This is a genomic window from Temperatibacter marinus, assembly GCF_031598375.1.
In the GTDB taxonomy this organism is placed as follows: domain Bacteria; phylum Pseudomonadota; class Alphaproteobacteria; order Sphingomonadales; family Kordiimonadaceae; genus Temperatibacter; species Temperatibacter marinus.
Map to the genome: position 1 here is coordinate 3,003,599 of NZ_CP123872.1, position 26,207 is coordinate 3,029,805.

25 protein-coding genes and 1 tRNA gene are annotated in these 26,207 nt (G+C 43.5%); 7 read left to right on the forward strand and 19 right to left on the reverse strand.

What is annotated here, in order from left to right:
• Positions 1-277 precede the first annotated feature (277 nt).
• From hspQ to QGN29_RS13635, 4 genes are all read left to right on the forward strand, one after another.
• Complete coding sequence (hspQ, locus tag QGN29_RS13620) at positions 278-637, forward strand: heat shock protein HspQ (protein WP_310798421.1); 360 nt, start codon at positions 278-280, stop codon at positions 635-637.
• Positions 638-797: 160 nt separating this feature from the next.
• Positions 798-1,634 carry a sulfurtransferase gene (locus tag QGN29_RS13625; protein ID WP_310798422.1) on the forward strand — a complete coding sequence of 279 codons (837 nt, stop codon included), beginning with the start codon at positions 798-800 and terminating at the stop codon, positions 1,632-1,634.
• A gap of 6 nt (positions 1,635-1,640) precedes the next feature.
• Positions 1,641-2,828 carry a cystathionine beta-lyase gene (gene metC / locus QGN29_RS13630; protein WP_375164715.1) on the forward strand — a complete coding sequence of 396 codons (1,188 nt, stop codon included), beginning with the start codon at positions 1,641-1,643 and terminating at the stop codon, positions 2,826-2,828.
• 3 nt (positions 2,829-2,831) lie between these two features.
• Positions 2,832-3,623 (forward strand): 3-hydroxybutyrate dehydrogenase, encoded by a 792-nt coding sequence (locus QGN29_RS13635; RefSeq protein WP_310798424.1) that lies wholly within the window; start codon positions 2,832-2,834, stop codon positions 3,621-3,623.
• 43 nt (positions 3,624-3,666) lie between these two features.
• On the opposite strand, the gene QGN29_RS13640 is transcribed toward QGN29_RS13635, so the two are convergent.
• Positions 3,667-3,743 (reverse strand) — tRNA-Arg (locus tag QGN29_RS13640).
• A gap of 112 nt (positions 3,744-3,855) precedes the next feature.
• Positions 3,856-5,220, reverse strand: a complete 1,365-nt coding sequence (locus QGN29_RS13645) for a class II 3-deoxy-7-phosphoheptulonate synthase (RefSeq protein ID WP_310798425.1) — start codon at positions 5,218-5,220, stop codon at positions 3,856-3,858.
• A gap of 235 nt (positions 5,221-5,455) precedes the next feature.
• Here QGN29_RS13645 and QGN29_RS13650 point away from each other — a divergent pair, with 235 nt between their 5' ends.
• Together QGN29_RS13650 and QGN29_RS13655 are read left to right on the forward strand one after the other, a co-directional pair.
• On the forward strand, positions 5,456-6,100 hold the full coding sequence (locus tag QGN29_RS13650; RefSeq protein WP_310798426.1) for an ankyrin repeat domain-containing protein: 645 nt from the start codon (positions 5,456-5,458) through the stop codon (positions 6,098-6,100).
• 47 nt (positions 6,101-6,147) lie between these two features.
• The gene (locus QGN29_RS13655) at positions 6,148-6,816 is read left to right on the forward strand and encodes an HAD-IA family hydrolase (RefSeq protein ID WP_310798427.1); all 669 of its coding nucleotides are present in this window, start codon (positions 6,148-6,150) and stop codon (positions 6,814-6,816) included.
• Here QGN29_RS13655 and QGN29_RS13660 read toward each other — a convergent pair.
• From QGN29_RS13660 to QGN29_RS13680, 5 genes are all read right to left on the reverse strand, one after another.
• The gene (locus QGN29_RS13660; RefSeq protein ID WP_310798428.1) at positions 6,811-7,878 is read right to left on the reverse strand and encodes a nucleotidyltransferase family protein; all 1,068 of its coding nucleotides are present in this window, start codon (positions 7,876-7,878) and stop codon (positions 6,811-6,813) included. The genes QGN29_RS13655 and QGN29_RS13660 overlap by 6 nt on opposite strands.
• On the reverse strand, positions 7,875-8,801 hold the full coding sequence (locus tag QGN29_RS13665; protein ID WP_310798429.1) for an HprK-related kinase A: 927 nt from the start codon (positions 8,799-8,801) through the stop codon (positions 7,875-7,877). The genes QGN29_RS13660 and QGN29_RS13665 overlap by 4 nt, the downstream gene beginning before the upstream one ends.
• Position 8,802: 1 nt before the next feature.
• Positions 8,803-9,099: an HPr-rel-A system PqqD family peptide chaperone gene (locus QGN29_RS13670; protein WP_310798430.1), complete on the reverse strand. Its 297-nt coding sequence runs from the start codon at positions 9,097-9,099 to the stop codon at positions 8,803-8,805.
• A 32-nt stretch (positions 9,100-9,131) separates the two neighbouring features.
• Positions 9,132-9,875: a hypothetical protein gene (locus tag QGN29_RS13675; RefSeq protein WP_310798431.1), complete on the reverse strand. Its 744-nt coding sequence runs from the start codon at positions 9,873-9,875 to the stop codon at positions 9,132-9,134.
• 192 nt (positions 9,876-10,067) lie between these two features.
• Positions 10,068-10,721 carry a hypothetical protein gene (locus QGN29_RS13680; protein WP_310798432.1) on the reverse strand — a complete coding sequence of 218 codons (654 nt, stop codon included), beginning with the start codon at positions 10,719-10,721 and terminating at the stop codon, positions 10,068-10,070.
• 198 nt (positions 10,722-10,919) lie between these two features.
• Here QGN29_RS13680 and phoB point away from each other — a divergent pair, with 198 nt between their 5' ends.
• Positions 10,920-11,609, forward strand: coding sequence for a phosphate regulon transcriptional regulator PhoB (gene phoB, locus QGN29_RS13685; RefSeq protein WP_310798433.1), 690 nt, complete (start codon positions 10,920-10,922; stop codon positions 11,607-11,609).
• 39 nt (positions 11,610-11,648) lie between these two features.
• Here the strand turns inward: phoB and asnB are convergent, their stop codons facing one another.
• The 12 genes from asnB to QGN29_RS13745 form a co-directional block, all read right to left on the reverse strand.
• Complete coding sequence (gene asnB / locus QGN29_RS13690; RefSeq protein ID WP_310798434.1) at positions 11,649-13,547, reverse strand: asparagine synthase (glutamine-hydrolyzing); 1,899 nt, start codon at positions 13,545-13,547, stop codon at positions 11,649-11,651.
• A gap of 25 nt (positions 13,548-13,572) precedes the next feature.
• Positions 13,573-15,087, reverse strand: coding sequence for an exosortase C-terminal domain/associated protein EpsI (locus QGN29_RS13695; protein ID WP_310798435.1), 1,515 nt, complete (start codon positions 15,085-15,087; stop codon positions 13,573-13,575).
• Positions 15,088-15,090: 3 nt separating this feature from the next.
• Positions 15,091-16,320 (reverse strand): TIGR03087 family PEP-CTERM/XrtA system glycosyltransferase, encoded by a 1,230-nt coding sequence (locus QGN29_RS13700; RefSeq protein WP_310798436.1) that lies wholly within the window; start codon positions 16,318-16,320, stop codon positions 15,091-15,093.
• Positions 16,321-16,327: 7 nt separating this feature from the next.
• Positions 16,328-17,380 (reverse strand): FemAB family XrtA/PEP-CTERM system-associated protein, encoded by a 1,053-nt coding sequence (locus QGN29_RS13705; RefSeq protein WP_310798437.1) that lies wholly within the window; start codon positions 17,378-17,380, stop codon positions 16,328-16,330.
• Positions 17,377-18,252, reverse strand: coding sequence for an XrtA system polysaccharide deacetylase (locus QGN29_RS13710; RefSeq protein ID WP_310798438.1), 876 nt, complete (start codon positions 18,250-18,252; stop codon positions 17,377-17,379). The genes QGN29_RS13705 and QGN29_RS13710 overlap by 4 nt, the downstream gene beginning before the upstream one ends.
• A gap of 33 nt (positions 18,253-18,285) precedes the next feature.
• A complete protein-coding gene (locus QGN29_RS13715; protein WP_310798439.1) occupies positions 18,286-19,320 on the reverse strand; it encodes an XrtA/PEP-CTERM system-associated ATPase in 1,035 nt (344 codons plus the stop codon).
• A 24-nt stretch (positions 19,321-19,344) separates the two neighbouring features.
• The gene (locus QGN29_RS13720; RefSeq protein ID WP_310798440.1) at positions 19,345-20,835 is read right to left on the reverse strand and encodes a porin family protein; all 1,491 of its coding nucleotides are present in this window, start codon (positions 20,833-20,835) and stop codon (positions 19,345-19,347) included.
• A 12-nt stretch (positions 20,836-20,847) separates the two neighbouring features.
• Positions 20,848-22,104, reverse strand: a complete 1,257-nt coding sequence (locus QGN29_RS13725) for an XrtA-associated tyrosine autokinase (protein ID WP_310798441.1) — start codon at positions 22,102-22,104, stop codon at positions 20,848-20,850.
• A 36-nt stretch (positions 22,105-22,140) separates the two neighbouring features.
• Positions 22,141-23,739: a hypothetical protein gene (locus QGN29_RS13730; protein WP_310798443.1), complete on the reverse strand. Its 1,599-nt coding sequence runs from the start codon at positions 23,737-23,739 to the stop codon at positions 22,141-22,143.
• Positions 23,740-23,957: 218 nt separating this feature from the next.
• On the reverse strand, positions 23,958-24,587 hold the full coding sequence (locus tag QGN29_RS13735) for an XrtA/PEP-CTERM system exopolysaccharide export protein (RefSeq protein ID WP_310798444.1): 630 nt from the start codon (positions 24,585-24,587) through the stop codon (positions 23,958-23,960).
• Positions 24,588-24,846: 259 nt separating this feature from the next.
• The gene (locus QGN29_RS13740; protein WP_310798445.1) at positions 24,847-24,990 is read right to left on the reverse strand and encodes a hypothetical protein; all 144 of its coding nucleotides are present in this window, start codon (positions 24,988-24,990) and stop codon (positions 24,847-24,849) included.
• Complete coding sequence (locus tag QGN29_RS13745; RefSeq protein ID WP_310798446.1) at positions 24,984-26,207, reverse strand: glycosyltransferase; 1,224 nt, start codon at positions 26,205-26,207, stop codon at positions 24,984-24,986. The genes QGN29_RS13740 and QGN29_RS13745 overlap by 7 nt, the downstream gene beginning before the upstream one ends.

Sequence of the window (26,207 nt, forward strand, 5' to 3'; positions counted from 1 at the left end):
CCTTTTTTCTAATCACCCGCTATGTACCCTGATTAACGAAAGAGTCAACGATATTTATCCAAGCATTCCTCTTAAGTTTTTCTTAGGAAAGATTACCCATTCCTTAACATAAATCTTCATTTGATTCAGCATTTATTAAGATCACTTTGGTAGAGTTAAATCATCAGGCGACCAAAGCTCTTTTGAGCTGTTATGAGTAATTTTGTTTTGAGTATCTCGCCCTTTTTAACAGCCTGCCTTGAGAATATATTCTAAAGGCATTAGTTGGAGAATACCAATGACACATTTACAAAGCATAACCTGTGACCCAGTCAAGATTACACCTGTCTTTAGCGAGGCAAAATTTGCACCCGGCATGTACGTTCGACACCGTCTCTTTGGTTATGTTGGTCTAATATTTGATGTGGATGCCCGATATTCTCAGTCGGAAGAATGGTATGAAATGATGGCAAAATCTGCTCCGAAAAAAGACAGCCCATGGTATTATGTGATGGTTGATGGTGAAAGTCATACCACTTATGTTTCGGAAGACCATCTGATTGCTTGTGAAAATGATCATAATATTGATCATCCTATGTTTAAAACCCTATTTACTCGTGAAGGCGATGATGTGCATATCCGTACAACTTTGAACTAGTTGCTTGTCGCGAGACACCTGAATTGGATCCCCTGATCTGATTGATAAAACCTCATGGTTTTGTTATTTCCTCCCTATCTCTGGCGGTTCTTAATTGAACCGCCATTTTTTTCTTTTCTCACACAGTGAAGCTGTTACCCTATATAAAATGGAGGAAAGTATGGGACCGCTTGTTTCAACTGACTGGGTGCATGAACACCTAACAAACTCACAAATAAAACTCATTGATTGCAGCTGGCATATGCCTGCAACCAATCGATCTGGCCTGCGCGAGTTTGAAACTGCCCATATCCAAGGCGCACAGTTTCTTGATATTGACAGTGTTGCCGACCAAACATCAACCTTACCGCATATGATGCCTTCTAAAGAGCTTTTCCAGTCTTTTGCTGAAAGCGCTGGATTGACCAACCAAGATACTATAATTTTGTATGACAATAGTGACCTCCGAACCGCAGCGAGAGGACGGATGATGTTTCTTGAGTTCGGCCATGGCGCTGTATACGTTATGAACGGGGGGCTGCAAAAATGGGTCTCAGAATCCAAACCTGTCTGTTCCAACCCGGTAAAAGCAGATGTTGGGCATTTTGAAATTAAGCCCTCCTGTATCGCGGTCGCGTCCTTAGAAGATATGTGTCACTTTGTTGAGAAAAAGGATCGCCAAATCCTTGATGCCCGATCTCATGATCGTTTCTCTGCCAAGGTTCCGGAACCCAGAGAAGGTCTTAAAAGCGGGCATATGCCAGGAGCGCTCAACGTTCCTTTTACACAGTTAATTCAGGACGACGGCACGTATCATGGGCCTGAATTCCTTGAGCAAACTTTCAAGCAAGCCGGTCTTAACTTTTCCAGGCCTGCTGTCACAAGTTGTGGTTCCGGCATAACAGCCTGCGTGGTTGGCTTGGCACTAGAAATCCTTGAAAAAAAGGATGTTGCCATATATGACGGATCATGGTCAGAATGGGGCGCGCAAGAAACCACCCCCGTAGAAAAAGGGTAACGAGTAATCTCTATGAAAAAAGAAACAACTATTGTGAGCGCTGGGCGCGGTAAAGAGTATACACACGGTATCGTAAACCCGCCTGTCTACAGAGCTTCCACCTGTATTTTTGACACCTATGCAGAAATGCAAGAACGCAATGCAGATCCCTATCAAAAACATCTCTATTATGGCCGAAAAGGAACGCCGACCCACTGGGCATTGAGCGATGCGTTGATGGCCCTGGAAGGAGAGAAAGCTGCGGGCTGTTTGCTCTTTCCCTCAGGCCTCGCAGCCATGACATCTGCAATTCTCAGTCAAGTTAAGGCTGGGGATCATGTACTGATTACTGACAGTGCGTATGACCCAACGCGGTATTTTTCACAGACACTGCTTAAAGACAGTGGTGTTGAGGCTGAATATTATGATCCAATGATTGGCGGTAACATTGTAGATCTTCTAAGAGAGAATACGGCTTGTATCATTGTAGAAGCCCCCGGCTCCTTGACCTTTGAAGTTCAAGATGTCCCAGCTATTGTCAGGGCTGCGAAAGATCACAAAGCAACAGTGATCATGGATAATACGTGGGCCACAGCCCTAAATTATCAAGCCTTTGAATACGGGGTTGATGTTGTGGTACACGCCGCCACTAAATATATTGTAGGCCACTCTGATGTGATGATCGGTGCTGCTCTCGCGAATGAAGCCTGCCTACCAGCACTGCGATCCTATGCAATGGCGACAGGACAAACTTGTTCCGCAGATGATGCCTACCTGGCCCTTCGCGGCCTTAGAACCATGAGCGTTCGTCTCAAACAACATGAAGAGAATGCTCTTGCCGTTGCCCAGTGGCTTGCAGCTCATCCTGCTGTGGACCGGGTTCTCCATCCCGCTCTGCCAGACTGTCCTGGACACGAAATCTGGAAGAGAGACTTCTCGGGATCAACGGGCCTTTTTAGTTTTGTTATGAAAGATGGAAGTTTAGATCATGCCGCAGCGCTCGTAGATGATCTGCACCATTATAAAATGGGTTTCAGCTGGGGAGGTTATGAAAGCCTCATCCTGCCAACTGACCCACGCAGTTACAGGAAAAAATCGAAGTTTCAGGCGAATGGACCAACATTCAGGCTGCATATCGGCCTTGAGGATCCCGAAGATTTAATTACAGACCTTTCAGCGGGAATTGATCGCTATTTAGTAGCCATAAAAGGATAGACTATGACTGACTTAACGGGAAAAATAGCCCTCATCACAGGCTCTACAAGTGGCATTGGCCTTGGTATTGCTGAGCACTTCGCGAAAGCAGGGGCAACCATCGCCGTGAATGGGTTTGGAACAGCAGAAGAAATCACCTATGTTGTGGAAAATTTATCTGCCTACAAGGGCAATCAAGCACGCTTTTTTCCCGCTGATTTAATGGACGGTGAGGCTGCCATAACGCTCGTCAATCAGGTGGTTAATCACTTCGGAAAAATAGACGTTCTCATCAACAATGCAGGCATTCAACATGTTGAAAAGGTAGAGGACTTTCCTGCGGATCGATGGGAATCTATTATTAGCCTAAACCTCTCCAGTGCCTTTTATACGTCAAAAGCAGCCGTGCCTCATATGCGTCGATCAGGTTATGGTCGCATTCTGAATATTGCCAGCGCCCATGGCCTCGTGGCCTCCCCCTTCAAATCGGCCTATGTGGCTGCGAAGCACGGTGTGGTTGGCTTCACCAAATCTCTTGGCCTAGAATTAGCTGAAGAAGAGAATATATGTGTGAATGCCATCTGTCCCGGCTATGTACGCACGCCGCTCGTTGACATGCAGATCAAAGATCAAGCCAAAGTTCATAATATGACTGAAGAAGAAGTGATCCGCGAAGTCATTCTAGCCGCTCAACCCAATAAACGATTTGTGACTGTCGAAGAGGTAGCTGATTTAGCCTTGTATCTTTGCAAAGATGCTACGCGAAGTTTTAACGGCGCAGCCCTCCCCATTGAAGGCGGATGGACAGCCCGTTAAGCCAGACATAAAAAAGGCTGCGATAAACGCAGCCTTTAAAATATGGCGATCCCATCAGGACTCGAACCTGAAACCCTCTGCTTAGAAGGCAGATGCTCTATCCAGTTGAGCTATGGGACCATCTATGGAATGTGGAATAGCATAATTATTCTAACGGTCAACTGTAAAATGGCTGAAGCTAGAAAAAAACCGCAAGGCCTGTCAAAACAGCCCCTGCAGTCCTATCAATTTCTTAAACTGTAGCAACCAAGGCTTCTCGCTCTTCTTTCAGCATTTTGGCCACTAAAAAGGCCAACTCTACAGACTGACTAGCGTTCAAACGCGGGTCACAGTGGGTATGGTAACGACTGCCAAGGCCCTCTTCAGTAATGGCCGCTGCACCGCCTGTACATTCCGTTACATTCTGACCCGTTAATTCAAGGTGGACACCGCCTGCGTAGGTGCCTTCGGCTTTATGGCAGGCGAAGACTTGACGCACTTCGCGGATCACACGCTCAAAGGGGCGTGTCTTATAACCGCTTGCTGAAATCGTATTTCCGTGCATTGGATCACAGGACCAAATAACTTTTTTCCCTTCTGCTTTCACAGCTCTCAGCAAGCGAGGTAAATGTTCTTCGACTTTATCTGCTCCAAAGCGAGTGATTAAGGTCAATCGCCCTGCTTCGTTATTCGGATTAAGAGCATCAATCAACTGCAGCAATTCATCCGTTTCCATTGTTGGACCAACTTTACATGCAATCGGGTTACTGATGCCGCGCATAAATTCGATATGAGCGCCGTCAAGCTGACGCGTGCGGTCCCCGATCCATAACATGTGGGCAGATGTGTCATACCAATCTCCTGTGGTGCTATCCACCCGCGTCAAAGCCGTTTCATAATCAAGCAGCAAACTTTCATGAGAGGTATAAAAGTCCGTCCCTTGAAGCTGCGTGACTTCGTTAGGGTTAATGCCGCAGGCCTGCATAAACTCGAGCGCATTAGAAATGTTATCGGCTAATTCTCGATATTGCTCTGCAGCCTCAGTTTGACCGACAAAGTCTAATGTCCATTTATGTACTGACATCAAATTTGCATAGCCCCCCTGCGCGAAAGCTCTTAGCAGGTTCAAGGTCGCGGCAGATTGAGAATAAGCTTTTATTTGACGATCCGGATCAGGGATTCGTGATCCCTCTGTAAAGTCGATTCCATTGACAATGTCACCGCGGTAACTTGGCAACTCTTGACCGTCTTTCTTTTCAATATCGCTTGACCGTGGCTTCGCAAATTGACCTGCTAAGCGTCCCACCTTAACAACGGGGCAAGAAGCCGCAAATGTCAATACAACAGCCATCTGCAGGAGCACACGAAAAGTATCTCTAATATTATTAGGATGAAACTCGGCAAAGCTTTCGGCACAATCACCGCCTTGCAGAAGAAATCCGCGCCCTTCTGCAACTTCGGCCAATTGTGATTTTAAGCGTCGTGCTTCTCCAGCAAAAACCAGCGGTGGATAAGATGCAAGCTCTCCTAAAACTCGTTGATGCTTTTCAGCATCTGGGTAAGTCGGCACTTGTTTAATTGGGAATTTTTTCCAACTATCAGGTTTCCAATCACTCATTACAGTATCCAATCGCATTTCTTCACTAGCCAGTGGTTATTATCATTCAATTCAGGAGCCATAGACTCGCGTTTAATTGCTTACCTCTATTACTAAGAGAACGCAATTGTTTCAGAAGAAACCTGGTTTTTTATTCCTCAAACAGCATAATTTTCGTTATGATAGGCACTCTGGAAGCAAGACACAGTTGAGGCTGGCATCTGAGATACTGCAAATGGCAAAGAGGGGGCATAGAATGTCTATATGTGACTTAATCGAAAAAGGTGATATCAGGGCCCTTCAGACCCACCTTAAAAATCACCCTGCGAAGGCCAATGACAATCACAGCAGCGGCATCAGTGCTTTGATGTTTGCGCTTTATTATCAACGCAAGGACATGGCCGAGGTTATTGCATCCTATAAGCTTTCCTGTAATTTTGGCGAACTGATTGCGATGGGGCGCCTAGAGGATGTTAGAGCGCAGCTTGACGCTGACATCTCACTTCTAAAACAGCCATCACCTGATGGATTTTATCCCCTGCATTATGCTGCATATTTTAAAACTGATGAAATTCTCGCCTATCTTATTCAAAAAGGATGTAACTTGAATATCCCAGCAGAAAACCCAAGTGCCGTCTGTCCCATTCATACTGCTGTGGCTGCGGGAGATGCGGCTTGCGTCACCTTACTGACAGAGGCGGGCTGTCTCGTGAATGTAAAACAGGCAGGAGGGTGGACACCCTTAATGGCAGCAGCCAAGAGCGGCAGGCAAGATCTGATTGATATTTTGCTGGCTGTTAAGGCAGATCCCCTGCTTACATCCGATGATGGTCAGACGGCAAGTGACCTTGCACGGGAAGCAACGCATACACAAATTTCTTTAGCGCTTGATCAAGGTTGACTTCCTCGGTAGTGTTCCCAAAACCCTGATCAAAATGAGGATGAAGTGTGACTGATTATCAGTATGACGGTGTTGTGTTTGATTTAGACGGCACTCTAGTAGATACCGCCCCTGACTTGCTCGCGAGTACAAATTATGTGATGGATCTATACAGCCGCCCTGCCGTTACAATGGACATTATCAAGGACGGGATTAGTTTTGGTGCCAAGAGGATGATGCGCGATGCTTTTTTAAGCAATGGGGGCATAACTGGAATCAACCTTGATAGCGCCCTGCCCGACTTCTTAAACTATTACCATGAGCACATTTGCATTCACTCAAAACTTTTTGAAGGGGGCTATAAATTTCTTATTGCGGCGAAAGAGGCTGGCATCCCTGTCGCCGTTTGTACAAATAAATCAGTTGAACTTGCAACCCATCTTCTCAATGAATTAGACATCATGTCTCTGCTCACCGCTCTTACGGGGGGCAATAGTTTTACCTTTAAAAAACCTGATGCACGTCACTTGACGGAAACCAGAAATCTAATGAAATTAGACAAGTCTCATACCATATTGATGGTCGGTGACAGCTCCAATGACATCAATGCTGCTAAAAATGCTGGCTGGGATAGCGCTGTCGTCACATTTGGCTATTTGGATGTTTCTCTCGAAAGTTTGCAGGCGACCTATGAAATTAACTCACTTGCTGATTTAATTCCCATTGTCGGTTTATGACCGTCCCCACGCATTCTTGTAATATTTAAATTTGATCATAAAATCCTTCTTGGCTTTCGTAAAAAGATGCGCTGCCAGCATCCCAAGAGGCATTCTTAAATAATGTGACCGACAATAAAGAAATAACTTTGATATCCCCTTAGGCTCGAGAGCAAGTTGATCAAGAAACGCCTTAGATACAAGGGATGACGTATGTTTCTTGATGAAAGAAAGAGAAGATTCAAGACGTGAATCCTCCGTTATTGCATAGATGGCAGACAGAGCATAAGCAACGGCCTTTGAAGCACCTACCTCTGCAGCGCGCGCTATAACAAGATCTAGCGAACAGTCTAAATCGTCAAAGAGATCAAGTAACTCTACTAAACTGCGGCCGAAATTATCTCCCTCTTCATCAAGCATATGATGAACAGCGGCATGAATGAATAAATCAACATCTGCAAATCTGAAGAAGGGGGTCCCCTCTATAGGAACTGCTGTCTCGATCATGGGGTCTATTTTTATAGAAAAGCGGTGCGTCAGGGGCAGAAGTGCATGATGAATATCAAGAACAGACTTTCTCGTTTTATGTCTAAGCGGCGGTAATTCATGCATATATGTACGGTAGTAAACCTGATCATAGGGATTATCTGTTGTGCTATCATATCCCCAGTCATTTTGAAGCATGAAGCGCTCTAACGCGGCCAACTGAGGTTTCGGGACCAAAAGATCCACATCTGTCACCCGCCTACCTCTCGCAGCTTTCTTACCTGCCATAATATAGGCACTGCCTTTCAGCAGAATTATTTTCCCCTCTTCTTTCAGCAGAAGGCGATGTAGCCTATTAATTTCAAAAGATGTCCTTCGCACATCTCCAGACGACACTACTCTCTGATCTTCAATGATCTCCCTAAGAATTTGATCGAATTCAGAAGATCTCTCCTGCGCAAGCATATCTTGTTGTTCATGGGCTATTCTGCCAAGCAAGTGATGCTTTTTTGCCCATTTTATAAAACCACTACGACCAGCGTTGCCCTGCAGGGATTTTTTGCCTCTGGTAAACTCAAGATACTCTTTCATCTTCATGAGAGCACCCCGATCTGCCTCAAAAGAGACTGACAATCTTCTAAAGAGTTATACTCAAGAGAATAACATGTTGCTTGTTCCGCGACAGAAGAAAGAGCGTCAAACCCTGATCGCCCTAACGCTTTATAATTGGTCGAGCCAGGGATCATTTTCAAAATACTTTCACTGGTCCGTAATTCTTTAAGCTGGCCTCCTGAGGGGGCGTTCACCTTGAACTTTGGAAATAGAATATACTTACAACCAGCATCAAGTGTGCGGCCTTCAAGATCCATCTGCCTTGGCCGTCTATACGCGAGCGTCCCTTTGGGTGTTTTATAAAAACGATCACTGAACTGGTCTGATTCAGTAAAAGACTTAACAACATCAATACTTGCATTTTTTAAAGACACAGGGCGAGGAAAGGGTTTCAACAGTCCTGATTTCATATCAATGATGCCAAATTCATCACTTAACAATCGGTAATTATTTTCCATGAGAAAGGCCGTCATCGTGCTCTTTCCTGAGCCAGAGCCTGCCGGCATCAATATGGCTTCGCCTTTGCTATTTGCTACAGCCCCAGCATGTAAAATTAAATGCCGGTAAGTCCCAAGAGCAGTATGCAAATTCAATCCCATTTCTAAGGACAAAGGAGCTAAATGAAGAGGCAGCGGCATCAATCCTTGAAAACCAGTATTCACAGGAACAACTTGGCGCCTAAAATATTGACGTAATTTTGTCGGTGCCTGAAGCTGCAAGGTAAAATGAGACAGTTTCTCTTCTATACAGACAGGAACATGATGATATTGATTTCTCAGGAAGGGTATAATGTTACGATAGGATGTTTTCACCGTGAACTTTATGGTTCCCATATCAAATTGTAACTTGCCAGTCTTTAAAGCCTTGGCGAGATGGTGATCGGTAAAATTGGATAAAAACTGCTCCATCCTACAATCTCATCTCACTTGGTTCAATCAGCCCTGCCTCATCCAAAGATTTTAGGGCATTATTCAAGAGTTGATCATGAACCTCCGTAGATGTCACCTGAAGGCGCTGAGCAAAAACTTCTTTCAATTGCCCTGCTGGTACAGGATTTTGTGCGATCAGTTCAAGCAATTCATACGAGATTGCATTTAATACATGTGTATCACCAGACCGATAATTATATATAAGAAAATAATCATCAACCATTTTGGTTGAAAACCAAGAAGCGTCAGAAAGCCAGTTTAGCGCGGTAAATTGCACAAGGTAGTCCCTTGTTGATATATAAGAAATGATTAATCTTGTCCAAAGCCAACGAGAATGGAATGAATGCAACTAATGCCAGGAAAAGCACCGTCATTGCCGTATTCTTGGGCATAGAGGACCATTAGATAAATGTAGAGTTGATTAGCGTTTTGCGGTTCAATCCAATTACCGGAGCCATCTACGTAATTGTTTACATTTGTCGCCGCACCAGTGGTTTCGTAAATTTTATAGGTGCCACACAAATCTTCTTCACAGCTGCTACTATCGTCGCTGCTGTCATCGCCTTTGCCACTGCTGTCATCATCGACTGTACAGCTATTATCATCACTGCTGTCATCGTCTTTGCCTTTGCCTTTGCCCTTACTACTACTATCATCACTCTCCTCTTCAACAGGTCCTGAAGGGCAATCATCCTCATCAGGTCTGAATTGGTTAGGGGCCGCTTGACGGTCTGTAGTAATATCAGCCTGGTTTTTAATGTCGTCCACAAGTGCTTGAGTAATTTTCTCCCCTTGCCACTGAGCCGAAATACTATCGCCCATCCAGACTTTACCATTGCTTCTCACCATCATTACATAACCAGCCGGGATCGTAAAAAGGCAATCTAGTTGTGAAATAACAGAAGCTGAAACCCCAGAGTTCACTGTCATCATCATAGGTAGCCCCGCAGCACCCATTTGCAAAAGGCGGCGCCGGTTAGCTTGATTAGATGTTAATGTCTCGCTCATTCTCCCCGTATTTTCGGGAGTCTGAGAATGGTTTGAATTTGTCACAATTCAACTCCTTAGATCACAATCTCATTTCATATAGAGTTAACTATACGTACAAAAAGAGTTATTTGCATCTAAAATATCAATAATTATGAGGAAAGTGCAAGCTTTTAAGCAGTTTAATCATATTCAAAGGTGTAAAGACCTCCTCTTTAATCAAGAAGGAAGATCACAAAAAGGGCTAGGAATGTCCTCTTATAACTGCCCATGAAAGAGAAGAGCAGAGTGAATACAGCTAATGCCAGGCAACCCGCCGTCATTTCCAAATTCATCTGCATAAGCCTTCATCAAATGAAGATATAGACCATTCGCATTGTTTGGGATGGACCAATTCCCGTTTTCGTCAAGTATGTTCGTTATGTTGATGGGACCACCTGACGTTTCATATATTTTAAATCGCTCACAGCGATCTTTTCGGTCAATAACAGGTTCATCGTCCCCCTTCCCTTTAGACGTATTGGGCACAGAAGGGCAGTCAGCTATGGTCGGTCTAAAATTTGAAGGGGCAGAATTTCTTCCTAGAATGATATCAGATTGATCCTTTATGTCTCGAATGATGCTGTTAGTAATCATTTGGCCCTGCCAATTAACGGTAATACTATCCCCCATCCAAACTTTGCCGTTATTGCGCACCAACATCGTAAAATTGGCAGGGATTGAGAAAAGACAATCCAACTGAGAAATTATATTTGATGAAGCCCCTGCTTTCATTGTCAGCATCATCGGCAATCCCGCAGCACCCAGCGCAAGCAACCGTCGTCTTGACGCCTGGTCTTCAGTCATACCTGCCTGTTGATCATCCACTGCTGTATGGGGGGATGGATCTGTCTTCGATGTGGGAAATTCCATATTACCCAGCTCCTACACTATACTTCTTATCGACCCTCAGTGAGTATAGCCTCAATCCATGAGTAAGCCTATAAAAAAACACAAGAACAGTAAGAAGGTTTCATTTCAAAAGCTTTCTAATGCCCTCTTGCTTCTTATATCTGTAACAATTCAACTATATCGTCACGACAGAGGCAGAAGGATAAAGGAACTACAAAGATGAAGCCGAATATTTTAATTGTAGAAGATGATGATAATATTTCTGAGTTGATGCGATATAACCTAGAAAAGTCAGGGTATACAGTAGAAACCTGCGATGACGGTGAAGAAGCTCTGTTCTGTGCAGGTGAATTAAATCCAGACGCTATTTTATTAGATTGGATGTTACCAAACCTATCAGGCATAGAGATATGTCGCAGGTTAAGACGAGCACAGAAAACTGCCAATGTCCCCATTATTATGATCACTGCACGTTCGGAGGAGGCTGATCGAATTAGGGGATTAGAAATTGGCGCAGACGACTATCTCACAAAACCCTTCTCGCCTCGAGAACTTGTTGCACGTGTCCAAGCTGTTCTACGTCGTGTGCGCCCAGCTCTGACCGCTCAGAAAATTTCTTTTGAGGACATTGTGGTCGATACTTTATCACACCGTGTCACCCGCGGGAATCACCCTATACATCTGGGACCGACAGAATACCGACTTCTCAGTCATCTTATGAATAATCCGCGGCGGGTTTTTTCTCGGGATCAATTGTTAGATAAAGTCTGGGGACATGATGTTTACGTAGAAGAACGAACAGTAGATGTACATATAAGGCGGTTAAGAAAGTCATTAAATCAAGATGATTTGCCAGACTATATCCGTACGATCCGCTCTGCAGGCTATGCTCTTGATACGGAAGCATAACACTTTAAGTTATGAAAACCCCGTTGAATGACAAAAAACTTATGCTGCGTCTTTCCCTAGCAGATACGATAGACTTTCATCCAACATAATGAGGGCCCACAGTGTCCCTTCATGATTTTGCATACCGCTTGTGTGCTCTTTCACCATCTTATCAATGGAGTCAGTATTTAAATAGCCGGTTTCTTTTAGAGCTGGTGACTTGGATAGGCTTTGCAACTTCGTTAAAAGCTCATTATTCATCCAGTCGCCAACGGGCACATTAAACCCTTTTTTCTCGCGGTAAATAATATCTTTATCAACAAATTCTTCTAGGGCTTTTTTCAGGCAAGCTTTGCCATTCGTCCCTTGCAGTTGTTCTGTTTCCGGGACTGTTGCTGCCCATTCAACAAATTTGTGATCTAAGATAGGCACCCGCACCTCAAGGCTGTGGTGCATACTCGCTCGATCAACTTTAGTTAAAACACCTCCCGCTAAATAGGTTTTAAAATCAATATATTTAATCCGAGCCATTTCAGTATCAGCGGGCGCTTCGGCATAAAGCCCTTTAAACAGGTCTCTCGTCCTATATCCCCCCAGGTCCCGCTCCAATTTATCGCTTCGCAAAATATTCATTACCCGCGACGGCGTTTTAGAAACTGTATGACAATAGGCCTCTGCATCTGTCATTGCCAAAGCCTCAAAAGTGGACTTTGCTCTCAAAAATCTTGGTAGATAGTCAAATTTTGGATAGTAACGCCCTAAAAAGCCGAATAAATTACGGCGAATATTCTCAGGAATTAACTTTCTTAATTTGTGCTCTTGCATGTGAAGATACTGACGTCGATACCCAAAAAAGACTTCATCTCCACCATCTCCAGATAAGGAAACTGTGACATTCTCTCTGGCCGCTGCTGAAACTTTCAGCATTGGAATGGCTGAATTATCGGCAAATGGCTCATCATAAACACGGGCAAGGAGCTTTAAATCCAGCCACCGTGCAGGATCAGCCAACCGCATGCTGTGCTTGGTATTGAATATTTTAGCAACTTTATCGGCATAGCCACTTTCGTCCATTTCGACATCATCAATACCGATTGAACAAGTGTTAATAGCTTGATCACTGCTTGTGGCCATCAATGAGACCACAAGAGAAGAATCAACGCCGCCAGACAAGAAAGCCCCCAGCGGAACGTCTGAAATCATACGAATATCAACAGCTTCTCTTAAACGGTCCACCAATTCTTTCTGAAGGTCGCCAGGATCTTGTTCCACCATAAAATTCAAATCCCAGTATTTTCTGATGACGGGCCCTTTGGCGCGACGGCTATAGGTGAGAGAATGTCCGGGGGGTAATTTGTATGAATTCAAGAAAATTGTCTTAGGATCAGGGATATAGCCTAGTGTTAAAAAGTCTTCGATCGCTTCAGGGTTTATTTCACGGCATAGGTCAGGAATTGCCAATAATCCTTTTAACTCCGAAGCAAATGCAAAAACGTCCCCAACTTGGGTGTAATAGAGAGGCTTTATGCCTAAACGGTCCCGCGCAATGAACAGCTGTTGACGCATTGCATCCCAAATTGCAAATGAGAACATCCCCCTGAAATGAGTGACACAGTCATCCCCCCAATATAAATAAGCGTTCAGTAACACTTCGGTATCAGAGTGACTGGTCTGAAAAGTATAGCCCTCAGCTTCAAGTGTTTCTCTGAGTTCAGCAGCATTGTAGATTTCACCATTAAAAGTCAGAATTGCAGCCCCCCGAGAAGCATGCATTGGCTGAACGCCCCCTTCAAGATCCACAATCGACAGTCTTAAATGACCAAGAGCGATGCCTCTATCAATAAACTGGCCGGTACCATCCGGACCACGGTGTTGCATAGGGTCCATCATGGAATTTAAATTAACAGGAAGGAATTCCTGTTTTCCAGATACTGAAAATAAGCCAGCTATGCCGCACATGATAAAACCTCACACTGAGTAATTTCTAGAGCATACATTGCTCATCACCCTTAACGGAATAAGTAACTAAAGGCAGAAAGTCACGTAATATTTTACGCGCCGCCTCTATGGTTTTTTCTGACGTGATTTTATCCATACTTACTGAAAGCAACAAGACTGATGCCGAGCTGTTTGTTCCAGAGATCCGCTCTATTGTTAATTCTTTCCATAATGCAATTCTATCAACTATGGGCTCATTCTTCTTATAGTAGATGGTCCAAACAAGTTTGTTTGACCGTCGTTCCTGATTGCCTAAGGACACAATCCCTTCATGAACTGTCAAACCAATAGCTTCAAAAACTTTATCATGGCCATTTTGTTTTCTATATTTAGACGACCCAATTGAATTTCTTAGCGCGACAAGTTCATGTCCATCTCTCTGATATTGATAGTAATAATACCTGACATCAACAAAACGATCAGCCTGGCGGAAGAGATATTTTTCGCTCAAATCAGCCCCCACGAAATTAGGCGTCCATAAATTCACACTTGTTGGCAGGGGACGCCAGTCAGCGGTAACATTAAGATGCAGAGTAGGACGTTCACAGTTATTTACACGGGCTGAGGCCAGCTTGTAATTCAAAAGGGCTGGTAACATGAGCAAGAGACCCAAACCTAAAACAGGCATCCACGAGCTTGCAGCAGGATACCGCAGAGGCAAGCGTATAAAAGGTTTTTTAGGCGCTTTCTTAAAAGCATAAGAGATCAAAACAAGCATGATAACGGATAAAAATATCCAACCGTAAATCATATGATCTGTAGACATAGCAAATTCATAACTATAATATTCAGCGATCAAAATGATCGTCACAACGCGCAAAATATTAGCAAATATTGGGATAACAATCGAGAGCCCGATGACCAACAATTTATCCCTAAAGCGCTCAAATAACATGGCTGATAAAAAATACCCAATCATCATAGACGTGGTTAAGAAGTTCAACCCTGCACAAGCCTTCGCTATGAGATAGGAACCGCCCGACATGTGAATAAAGATACCATCACTTCTCAAATCCTCTGCAACCAGAGACAAGAGCGTGACAGCCCCTTTAGCGCTGATTGACTGCAAGTAAGGAACAATGACAAAACCGAAAGGAACGATGAAAGCAAAACAGGCAAGGGCATAGAAATAAAATTGAAATTGACGACGCCCTATGACTGTCAAGGCAATTGACCACCCCCCTAAAACGATCGAGATATGACTTAACGAGGCAATAGACATTAGCTGCCCTGATGTATAAATAAGAATAGCGATGACGGCAAGTAACAGACCCAGCCCGTCAATTTTTGGAGGTACGGGGCGCCCTCGGTCTTTTAATATTGTGTATCTTTGATAGAGCAAATAAAGAGTGAGCAATGGTGCAAATAGAGCGTAATCATATGTACCGTGATGCCATAAAACATCCCATAAATGAATAAAGGCGGGAAAAAAGGCCCAAACCATGGCAGCCATTAATAGGATGGCAATCGCTAAATGTGTTGGCCATAGCCCTAATCTCATGCCTTAGTCCTCGCTGTCCGTCTCAATCATAGAAGTCAAAAGACTATCTAATGTTTGAAATTGGCTTTCCCAACTAAAATTGGCCATGACCCATTCCCTAGCTTGAGCCCCTATGCTATTTGCGTGAGGCACATCTTCAAGCAAGCTTAAGATTTGTTTCGCCATAAGAATAGGATCATCCCGAACAAATATTGTCGTCTCTTGAGGGGCTTCAATGCCGGTATAAGCCTCAGTTGTTGAGACAACAGGTTTGGCCATTGCCATACCTTCAAGCACTTTATTCTGCACCCCTCTTGCCGTTCTAAGCGGTGCAACCATGATTTTTGACGCTTTTATCCAGTCGCGCGTTTCTGGCACACGGTCAGTGACAATCACGCCCTCGATCTCCGCAAGCCTCTGCACATCCTGAGAGGGCTTCCCCCCCACAATTGCAAAGGTTATGGTTGGGTATTTATTTTTTAACATAGGAAATACATTTTCACAAAACCAACAAACAGCTTCAATGTTTGGGCGGTAATCCATAGCGCCGGTAAAAACAAGGTCTGAGGCTTCCGCTGCAGATACGTCTGCTTGCTCAGCACTAAAATAGTGGCAATCAACCCCATTATTCAAACCAGAGACTTTCTGTGCTAGATCGGCGGATTGAGGTGACATACGCTCTTTAAACAGCGCAGCTTCCTCTGCACTGACTAAGATTGTTTCATGTGAAGAACGAGCGGCAAAATCTTCTTCTTTTCCAAGAGTTATCGCTTCTCGGTTATAGATCCAGCTCATGGGGAAGGAACTGTCTGCGCTATAAGCTTCCCATTTGGCTGAATCAACATCAACCATATCCATCAAAATAGGAATATTTCCAGCATGTTTTTCACTAAACTGTGCCATACCACAAGAAAAAACAAATACACCGTCGACCTGTTTCGATTGAATGAGCGCGTCCGTATAACGCTGCATAGAACGACTTGTATAGGAAGCTCGCGTGATTGATTGCCCTCTAAAAAGCCCCGAAAGACCATATATTTTATTCATCAGTCCAGTACGCTCTATTGCATGAACAGATTCACAAAGAGACTTTAAATAACTTATATGCTGTCGGTCTTCAGGGTCATCTATAAAACATCCCAAATGCACTGAGTGGTTGTTTAAGAGATGTTTTAAAAAATTCCATGATCTGATCTTATCCCCTTTATTCGGAGGGTATGGAATACGATGCGCTAAAAAGAGAATATTCGCCATATGACACCTATGAAAGATCCTTTGAGACAAGAGGGCCAATAATATTTGCTAGAAAGAGTGGCATTTTCTGCCAAGTCTTGATCATCAATTGATATTTAGGGTTTTTCGGCGACATATCAGGCATTTCACTTCCGTCCAACATCAAATATTCATACTCATATTGTTCGGGGGTATAGCCTAATTTCTTTTTGAAATCATAAGAGCCTGTTCCAACCTTGCTCCGTCCAAGGTCATAGGTATGACATCCTTTTTCACCCGCTCTGACTAATTGTTTAAAAAGCATGAAATCATTCACTGCCCATTGTCTTGCCTCGGGCAAACTTCCCATATAATAAGGCAATCCTATGCCTTCATAGAAAAATGTCAGCAACGCACCGATAGACTTTCCCTCTGGGGTCCGAACTACCAATATCTCTCTTTCTTCGCTTGGGACAAATTTTAAAAGCGCTGTAAAATATGACTTTGAAAAAACCGGCGTACCAAGTCGGTGAACACTTGCACTATAGTGCGCATGAAATTCTTCAAGATCATCACCGAAAGTACAGACTAATTCAGCCTTCATCCCCTTGCGCACAGTTGGGCGTTGTTTATTGGGCAGCGCTAGAATATTTGCATCTTCACCTTCCAAGATTGGGCGGCGAAACCTTGCATACATACCATCTTTTACATGCCAATTTATCTGTTCTCTGTGAGAGGCCTTCACACTTCGATATTCAAGATAAGGACTTCCGTGGCTCTTGCATTCATTTTGAGCTGCATGATCTAGGGCCTTCCTCGCTTCCTCATTTATAGTGAGAGGGCCGCCCTCAACACCGAAAGCAATGGATTTGACAGCTTTGCCGAAGACAAGAGATTTGTGCAAAGTCAAAGGTAAGACGCCAACAATTTTAGTCTCGTCATAAGCGATCAAGAAAACGCAGGAAAGTCCAGCACCCTGTGTACAGATGTCATACCAATATGAAAGATGAAAAAAGCTACCCTCAGGGTGACTTCTGACAAAATCATCCCAGGCTTGACGGGTTTCTTCGCACCCTGTTAACTTCCGAACCTCAAGGGTCATTCCTCCTCACCCCCAAAATACACATCTTGAAAGGTTGACCATTCAAAATCAGCGCATAACGCGTCCAATTTTCCGAACATTCTCGACAGGTTCACATAATGTCTAAATTTACTTTTCGCTGGCAACGCAACAACTCTAGGCTGATCCGGGTCAATCTCCCATGGATGGAAGTAAAAATTCCCTGGAAAATTCAACTGCTTATGAGCAGACCGCATCCCACTTCTCATCAAGCTATAAGGAAAAAGCCTAAAAAATCCGCCCCCCGCTACAGGTAAATTTTTACCAAACTTTGACAGCGTTGTCGGAGGAATTTCTACAATAGAGAGCCCCTCTTTAGGCAAGAAAGCGACCCGTTCAGCAGCAGGGCTACCGTAATGATCATGAGCGATAGGATACAGACTTGAAGAATATGTAAAACCCTGCTCTTCCAAAACATCATAAGCCCAAAAACAGTCATCCCTTATTGAAAAGCTGGGAGCACGATAGCCTTTTACGGCAACGCCTGCTGCCTCTTCTAAACAGGCTTTGGCCTTTATAAGGTCTTCCCTAAACTCCTTCTGAGAAAAATTAAAGACACGTCCATGATCATAACCATGACAAGCTAATTCATGGCCGGCATCAGTCATTTTTCTAATCAGGGAAGGATTTTTCTCAGCAACCCAACCAAGGGTAAAAAATGTAGCTCTAATGGAATGCTTATCAAAAAGCTCTAATAAGTGTGACATTTGAAAATCCAGGCGATGAGCGCACTGTGCCCAGTCGTCTTTACTCAAATGTTTTTCAAAGGCCCCGACCTGGAAATATTCTTCCACATCGACACTCATTGCATGAAGGCCTTTTTGGGGCTTGATTATCTCTGTCAGTGCACTCATTTCAAACCAGTCTCTGATCTAGACATTCAAGAATTAGTCCTTATCAGATAGCTTAGAGACCATTTCAGTCAATTTCTTAAGCGAATCTTCTTGAGACTTAATATATTCCTCAAGGTTATTGACCTTGCTTCGTAAATGATCAGCCTCTTCCTTGGCAGTGTCTCTCTCTTGTTCCATTTGAGAAAGGGGTGCCATGTCGTCTTTAGCTGTCAACGTTGGTCCCGATTGCTGAGACTGAACTCGCCCCTTTGCTCCTTGGTTTTCTGCCATTTCTGAAATGACTTTCCGAACAACATCACCTGTTATTTCATGAACTTCCTCAAGCGAACCATAAAGTAATATTCGAGACATCAGTGTATTCAAAATACGCGGAACACCTTGCGTATAATCATAAATTTCTGCAACAGCCTCGATATCGAATTCTGGATCACCATCCCAACCAACGAGACTTAATCTGTGTTCAATATAATCCGCAACCTCTTCCGGCTCCATGGGATCAATATGATGAGTTGCAATCACGCGCTGGCGCAGCTGTTCTAACTCTGGCGCATTAAAGATACGCGTTCTAAACTCTGGCTGCCCTACTAAGAAGCTTTGTAACAGAGCATCTTCCCCAGACTGAAAGTTAGAAATCATCCGCATTTCTTCTAAAGCCGCACTGGATAAATTTTGCGCCTCATCAACCACGAGTAAGACACGTTTCCCAAGGCTATTCTGCTCCCGTAAGAAACGCTCCAACCTAGTAATCAGCTCGCCTTTTTCCTCGGCCTGTGTATCAAGCCCATAAGCTGCAGCCACCGTACGGAGAAGATCGTCAGCGCTCAACTGAGTTGACACAATCAAAGCCGCTACAAATTCATTCCGATCAAGAGTGTCGAAAAGGTGACGAACAAGGGTGGTTTTTCCTGTACCAATATCACCTGTAACAATTATAAAACCTTCCCCTTGAGAGAGCCCATAGGTCAAATAAGCCATGGCTTTCTTATGTGACCTAGAAGAATAATAAAATCTAGGATCAGGGGTTAGCTGAAAAGGACGGCCGCTTAAATTATAAAAGTCTTCATACATTAGATAAAGTCTCTGCCTTACTGTCTAAAATGTTCCGCGGAGGTAGAAGGTAATCGCATTCTCTGACAAATTCCCTGTAGGATCTGTAGAGGACCGCCTCGTATAAGCATATGATAAAGCTGCCTTAAAATACTTAGACAATGTCTTCTGCCAATCTACCGCCCCTGTTTTATACTCATCAATACGGTTACCACCGTCTATGAAATTCTTCCTATAGCTTACAGTTGCTGAAATCGTGGTCAACCTATTTATCTGCCTCTCCCAACCAGCACTGCCCCCCCAAGACCAAGAGTTCGGAATGTCTGCATCAAACACTCGTCTTTCTCTATTACCTGTAAAGTAGAAAGAATCACGTTTTTTGTTCCAAGTCAATGTTCCATTCCAGATATATTGCTCATAATCGATATCTGAGAGCGAAAAGGAAATATCTGAATCATCAACAGGTAGCCCAGTACCATCATCAATACCAAATTCTTGTTCAAAATTAGTTTGTTGCAATCGATCCGCAAGGCCTAAAGCATTGGACGTAAAATCAACGCTATGGGTCAATCTAAAGTTCACGCGCGATGTAATCTGATAATAAACAGAGAGTGTATCATAGTTACGTGAGCCAAGATCCTCTCTGTTAAAGGATAAATTCAATTTTGGTCCAGGTTTTAGAGAGACACCATAGCTCCAAAACCGATTATCAAGATCAAGCTTATCAGTTTGTGCATTATTCCCTCTTATACCATATCCGAAATCAAAAGAAATGAACCGGTTTGGCTTAAACTCACCTTCAGCCGCATACCGCCATTCCGAAAAATCTTCCTCGATCAGGCTTTTTTCTACACGCTGATAATTGCCAGATACTTTCCATTCAAAATTATGAAACCGCTTTCCCGAAGAAAGTGTCCCTGTCAAATTATGAGAGATTGTGTCAGAAAAATTAACAGTCAGTGTCTCATCATCCAAATCGTCTGCAGGACTATAGACCTGACCAAAACGATAGCCCATTTCTAAGTTAGCAAGATCAAAAACCCGCGATCGCCATTGAGCAGAAGTATTATAATTTTGAATCGTTCTTCTGTTATTTGACCGGTTCGCATCCGAATTTGAATATCCACCCTGACGATCAATAAATTCTTGTTGAATGCCTGCTCTTGCAGAAATATTTAACTTTCGGTCAAAAAGATAGGTATCAAAAGTACCAAAAAGATTATGCCGGATATCCGTTGATTTATCATCTAGGAAATAAAAATAATCCATCCAATAGTCTATAGCGAACTCTGTTTTTGCAAATTTTAGTCTGACGTCAAACCCTGGAGAAGCATTCAAGACAATCCCGCCCTCTTTCGTTTCCCCATCAATTGCAAGATTTAAATTGTCAGAATATGTTGCCTTCCACTCCCCTCTGACATCGATCTCTATGATAGATTGAGCTGCGATTGGACGTGACAAAAGAATAACAAAAGCCAGCAAAAATCCGCTGACTTTGACTAAGATCCCCTTATCTGATTGTGACATAGCTGCCATAAAGCTCACTAACTATCGTCGTCCATATCCATAGTAAGTAGCAAACTTCTTATTGCTGCTTCCCATTCTGGTTTTATTAAGCAAGAGATTGATATCTTTACATTTATTAATCAATGTCAAGCCTTCCTTGATCATGATTTCGCTGGTTTCTTCAGCAGCAATTACATAAACAGTTTGCCCCACATACATGCTCATCACAGACGGTACAGAACTTGCCAAGGACGGCGGTGCATCGAAAATAATCAATCGATCCGGATAGCGCGTCGATAGCTCTTCAACAATATTTTTCATGCGCTCAGACGCCAGAAGCTCTGTGGTTCTGTTATGCTGTCGCCCCGCAGGCATAATCACCAGATTGTCCACATTGGTACGTAGCAAACAATCGCCAACATTAAGGCTTTCATCAGCTACAACATCCATAAAACCTTTACCGCCGCGCATGCCCAAACGATTAAGAATTTCTGGTTTATTAAAGTCTGCATCTATCAACAGGACTGTCGTGTCTTGTTCCGTCGCAATCGACAATGCCAGATTAATGGAACAGAATGTCTTCCCTTCGTTCGGGTTAGAACTGGTCACCATGAGAACATTGCCGTTTTCTATCTTTTGATCTTCTGTACCAAAAGCATTCAACAAAAGAGTTCGTTTGATAATACGGAATTCTTCACTCATTAAATTAGTGGGCATATCTGGTGTAATGAAGCCGCGTTCACGGAGGAGCGTTAGGTCAATTTCCGAGACCTTACCTGCAGATGGCCTGGCTTTTGGCTTGACAGCAGGCGCCTTAGTCTGCGCAACATTCGGCTTGAGCATTGAGGCTGACAAGTCTGTCGGATCCGGCTTTCTAGATCGTGCTTTGGTCTTATGGGCAGATAGCCGCTCAATTACATCATCTGGATCGTCCTTCTTAGTTTTCGGTTTCTTTTTAGAAAGACCCGAAACTTTTGACTTCACACCAACGCTATCGACAGACGTTTCTTTGTTTGATTTTGATTTCTTACCTAGTCCCCGGATCCCCTTCGTCAGAGCAGATTCAACCGGATCGTTAAGAGACCGTTTCACCGTCTCAACGACATCTTCAGAAGTATCAGAGGATGATGACTTCTTGGCCTTTTTTTTGCCAATAGCCTTAAACCGATCGAGACCTTTGTCCTGATCGGTTTCTCCCCCCCCTTTTGCAAGCCTTTCCGCTTCCAACTGGGCTTTTTCTTTTGCTTTTGCTAAGGCCTTTTCTTTAGCCTCTTTAGCAGCCCGTTCAATGAGGTCCATTTATTTGCTCCATACCATAGACCGGTTAGCCATCTATTATCCCAGTAATGAATCCATTGCCAAGAGCAGAACATACATCGCAAAGAGCGCTGATCCTAATCCCGCAAACAACAACATTTCTTTTCGTCTTTTTGACATGGCCTTTTCATCAAGCATCACTGTAACATTACCGATGACCGGCAAATCAAAGTGATCCCTTAATTGTTCAACAGACAAAACAACAGGTCTAATCTGTGACAGAATAAGCGCCACGCCAATTCCTACCATAATACCCCCAACGAGCGTTAACGTCATAAAAATAAGGCGCGGAGGCCCTGACGGCGAGCTCGGTGTAAAACCAGGTGTTACTACGCGGGTATTTATTGATGCACCAGACACTTTCTCTATCGTTTCTGCATCCCTGCGCTTTTCAAGCATTTCTTCAAGCTGGTCTCTGTAATTTCGCGCCACTTGGCGCTTCTCATTAAAGGAAGCTTGGACGCTCGGTTCTACTTTGACATATTCATCATAACGCTCAATATCGGTTTTAGATTCATTATAATTTTCTTCAGCCGTAACGAGCAGCTCTCTAAAATCTGTAATCTTAAGCCCGAGGTCCCCATAGGTCCCATTTGGGTCCACTCTTACATATTCATTTTCTTCGTTTGTTTTCTTTACTTCCGCGATCCGGCTGTTTCGTTGTTCGTTTTCAGTTTTCAATTCAGCCTTCACTAAATCAATTTGTCGCGTGAAAAAGATGATAGAAGGGTGCTTATCCTTTAGCCCTTTTGTTCTGGCCTCATCCATCTTCTTCTGAAGCTCTTCTAGCCGTTCTTCAATCCGCTGAATTTGAGTCTTCCCATCACCTGAAACTTGATCTTTATACACATAGAGAAATTTCGGGGTGATTTTCAATTGGTCTTGAATATTCTTAATCTTACTATTCAACTCACGCACTTCACGCTCTGCACGTTTAAAGTCATTTCGAGCCTTTTCTAATTTGTCAAGATTTTGTCCTGCTAAAATAGAGGCATTCACAGCCTGAAACTTACTTTGCTCATTCTCAGCTAAAGCTACCTTTTTCTTAAGCTGATTAATCTCCCTATCAAGGAAGTCAATGGTATCTTCAACTGTATCTGACTCTGATGCAGATTGCGCGCGTTCAGAGAGATTATTCATCAGCTGATTGACCACAAATGTTGTTAACTCTCGACGCTGCGTTTCTGAAAGGCGCTCATCATCAGTTTCATACTCTATAAGAAACATATTATTTGGTCGCTGAAGAATAGAGATATCACTCTTCATATCATTCACAGCTTCTCGCAATTGATCATCTGTCACTAAATGCTCTGAGAGAACACTACCACGTATAATAAATTGAAGGTTTTTCTCATCCAACATGAGGCTACGGATCATATCAATATTTTTACTGGTGTTATTTTTGTTAAAAACTTTAAAAAAATCTTTCAACAAATTCTGATGAACAAAGAGCGTACCTTTTCCTGTATAATTATAAGGCATGGTCATTGTTAGGCCCCACCCCAGAACACACACGACCCAAGTAGTGATCAGCATGTACCAGCGCTTCCGCCAAATACCATAGGCAATTGACCGTATCTGCTGAAAAAGTTCATGCAGTCCTAATTGTCCCGCCATGATAAGCTCCTGTCTTCATGTAACTTTTCGTTACTCATCATCTTTACTTTGAGATCATGCCCAGTGTAGCAGACATGATCTCTTTTGTCTTTGCCCGTTTCTAAGGCCGCTTTATAGCCACTCTATTCTAAAGGGCACCAAACTCTGACACCATTCTCTGGCGAAATTATGACCATTCAAACCTTGGATCATATGATCCGCTTCAAAAGCTTGCGCCTCTAGAAGATACTTTCAGGGATAATCAACACATCCCCAGGCAAAATCACAACATTTGCATCAACATCGCCGTCCTTCAAAAGAGAGCTGATCTTAATGCGATATTCCTTCATTTCACCGTTTTCATAGCGCACCAATGTGGCGCGATCACCGGCAGCAAACTCTGTCAATCCTCCCACTTCAATCATGAGATCCAAAAGGGTCATATTCGCACGGTATGCAATAGCCTTAGGCTCAGATGCCTCTCCTACAACACGAACCTGCTGAGCAAAGGGGCCCGTGAAATCTGCGACCATGACGCTTACAATTGGTGTCTGAAGAATTTCAGATAGTTTTTCCTCGATATAGACAGCAATTTCTGTGGACGTTTTGCCGGCAGCAGGGATATCAGGCACAAGCGGCATACTAAACCTACCATCCGGCCTAACGATAATTTCCTTACTTAACTCGGGCTGCTGCCAGACATAAATATCTAACCTGTCTAAAGGACCAACACGATATTCTGGCCCAGGGCCTTCATCAACTTTGACAAAAGGTGCCGAAGGAAGCAGAGGGGCTCTCTTAAAATAGCTACACCCGGAGAGGGCTAATACTATGAGAGACATACCAATAATTTTCATCATTTGTTGCATTCAGTTCACTCCTACAAATGCCAATATCCTGCTTCTTTTAGGCACAAGCCCTTGATATGTTAAAATAGTTCATCACTAAAGTAGTGTTTGCAATATCTATACCTATTTGAAATCTACTGATTTTTCTACATAAATCAAAGGAAAGAGCATTTTTTTTCTTGTTGTCAGACCATTCTTTTTCTTGAGCTTTCCATTTTTTTGCAAAATGACACAAATTATGAGGAATAAATTTCATTTTGCTAATTGAAAAGACAAGGCCTCAAGGATCTATCTCATCCTCATCAGAAAGTGGCTCTTTATAATTTTCCCACCATTCCCCCTGCCCTTCATCTTTCATAAGAGCATAAAAAACTGTGTATAAAATCAATAGGCTACAGATAAGAAAGAATAAAGTTTCTAACATTTCCGGTCATCCTTTTCATCATCTCGATTGGGCGTAAGCTCAGAAAATATACGCCACTGCGCTTTCGATGTCTCCTCCCAAGAATAGGACTCAGCATAGCGCCGCACATCTTCTCTTTTTGGGTAGGCCGCCATCAGTTGGCTATAGCGCTGTGCAATATCTTCCATGGTCTTGGTTTGAACAGAAAGGCCTGCTTCTGGTACATTCACGAACTCTTCGACACCACCCACTGCCCGAGCTAGCACAGGTGTCCCGCAGGCCATAGCCTCAAGTAGAACATTTGGCCAGCCTTCCCTTTCAGACATCAGCATGAGTAAATCTACTCCAGAGTGATAGACTTTTAATCTCTCATGATCAACACGTCCGATAAAATGAACTCGGCCCTCCAGTCCTAGGCTTTCAACCAGAAGCTTTAGGGCCGTTTCTTCAGGGCCAACACCAATAATTAGTAGATGTGCTTTATCCACACGGGCCATCAGCTCAATACAAAGGTCATGCCTCTTTCTAGGGATGAGCCACCCGACAGACACGATGAGCTTGCCATTAAATGAGGGGTCAACACCAATTTCCTTAAGGATGGCTTTCCGGGAAGTTTTGTAATCTAAGGGATAAAAAACCGTTAGGTCGACACCGTTTCTGAGCGTTGAGATCTTTTGATTTTCACCGGTCATGTCAACTAAGTCCTGACGTAGACTTTCACTGACGGTCATCACTCTTCCAGCTGCAGCGCAGGCATCCTTTATCCAATCTCTGTAAGGATCCATCAACCCGATCTCAGTCACATCACTGCCACGAGCAGTCATCGTAAAGGGTTTTCCAAGTTCCTTGGCGATTTTCGCTGCTGCTATGCCATCTGGAAAGAGGTAATGCGCGTCAATGACGTCAAAATCAAAGCCTTCTGCAATCATTTTCTTCGCAGCCCTAAGACCTGCATGATAAAGGGTCGTTGGGGTTATGCGCATTCCTACTTTTGGGACCGTAATATAGCGAGGGTGCCAAATTTCTACACCCTTTCTTACTTCATATTTAGGAGCCCTTGCGTACTGGCCGTAGACGCCAAAAACTTTAGACCTAAAAGGAAACCAGGGCACAGGAGCAATGACTTTAACCTTTACGTCGCAGTCTTTGCGCAAATGCTGCATTCGATTTTCAACAAAAACTCCGAGTGACGGATTAGCCGCGTTTGGAAATAATGTGGAAAAAAGGAGAATTTTCAT

Excerpts from the sequence above, each read along its gene's own strand:
- hspQ (WP_310798421.1), top strand. The coding sequence starts at position 278 with ATGACACATTTACAAAGCATAACCTGTGACCCAGTCAAGATTACACCT.
- QGN29_RS13625 (WP_310798422.1), top strand. The coding sequence starts at position 798 with ATGGGACCGCTTGTTTCAACTGACTGGGTGCATGAACACCTAACAAAC.
- QGN29_RS13635 (WP_310798424.1), top strand. The coding sequence starts at position 2,832 with ATGACTGACTTAACGGGAAAAATAGCCCTCATCACAGGCTCTACAAGT.
- QGN29_RS13645 (WP_310798425.1), bottom strand. The coding sequence starts at position 5,220 with ATGAGTGATTGGAAACCTGATAGTTGGAAAAAATTCCCAATTAAACAA.
- QGN29_RS13650 (WP_310798426.1), top strand. The coding sequence starts at position 5,456 with ATGTCTATATGTGACTTAATCGAAAAAGGTGATATCAGGGCCCTTCAG.
- QGN29_RS13660 (WP_310798428.1), bottom strand. The coding sequence starts at position 7,878 with ATGAAGATGAAAGAGTATCTTGAGTTTACCAGAGGCAAAAAATCCCTG.
- QGN29_RS13665 (WP_310798429.1), bottom strand. The coding sequence starts at position 8,801 with ATGGAGCAGTTTTTATCCAATTTTACCGATCACCATCTCGCCAAGGCT.
- QGN29_RS13680 (WP_310798432.1), bottom strand. The coding sequence starts at position 10,721 with ATGGAATTTCCCACATCGAAGACAGATCCATCCCCCCATACAGCAGTG.
- phoB (WP_310798433.1), top strand. The coding sequence starts at position 10,920 with ATGAAGCCGAATATTTTAATTGTAGAAGATGATGATAATATTTCTGAG.
- asnB (WP_310798434.1), bottom strand. The coding sequence starts at position 13,547 with ATGTGCGGCATAGCTGGCTTATTTTCAGTATCTGGAAAACAGGAATTC.
- QGN29_RS13695 (WP_310798435.1), bottom strand. The coding sequence starts at position 15,087 with ATGAGATTAGGGCTATGGCCAACACATTTAGCGATTGCCATCCTATTA.
- QGN29_RS13700 (WP_310798436.1), bottom strand. The coding sequence starts at position 16,320 with ATGGCGAATATTCTCTTTTTAGCGCATCGTATTCCATACCCTCCGAAT.
- QGN29_RS13705 (WP_310798437.1), bottom strand. The coding sequence starts at position 17,380 with ATGACCCTTGAGGTTCGGAAGTTAACAGGGTGCGAAGAAACCCGTCAA.
- QGN29_RS13710 (WP_310798438.1), bottom strand. The coding sequence starts at position 18,252 with ATGAGTGCACTGACAGAGATAATCAAGCCCCAAAAAGGCCTTCATGCA.
- QGN29_RS13715 (WP_310798439.1), bottom strand. The coding sequence starts at position 19,320 with ATGTATGAAGACTTTTATAATTTAAGCGGCCGTCCTTTTCAGCTAACC.
- QGN29_RS13720 (WP_310798440.1), bottom strand. The coding sequence starts at position 20,835 with ATGGCAGCTATGTCACAATCAGATAAGGGGATCTTAGTCAAAGTCAGC.
- QGN29_RS13725 (WP_310798441.1), bottom strand. The coding sequence starts at position 22,104 with ATGGACCTCATTGAACGGGCTGCTAAAGAGGCTAAAGAAAAGGCCTTA.
- QGN29_RS13730 (WP_310798443.1), bottom strand. The coding sequence starts at position 23,739 with ATGGCGGGACAATTAGGACTGCATGAACTTTTTCAGCAGATACGGTCA.
- QGN29_RS13735 (WP_310798444.1), bottom strand. The coding sequence starts at position 24,587 with ATGCAACAAATGATGAAAATTATTGGTATGTCTCTCATAGTATTAGCC.
- QGN29_RS13740 (WP_310798445.1), bottom strand. The coding sequence starts at position 24,990 with ATGTTAGAAACTTTATTCTTTCTTATCTGTAGCCTATTGATTTTATAC.
- QGN29_RS13745 (WP_310798446.1), bottom strand. The coding sequence starts at position 26,207 with ATGAAAATTCTCCTTTTTTCCACATTATTTCCAAACGCGGCTAATCCG.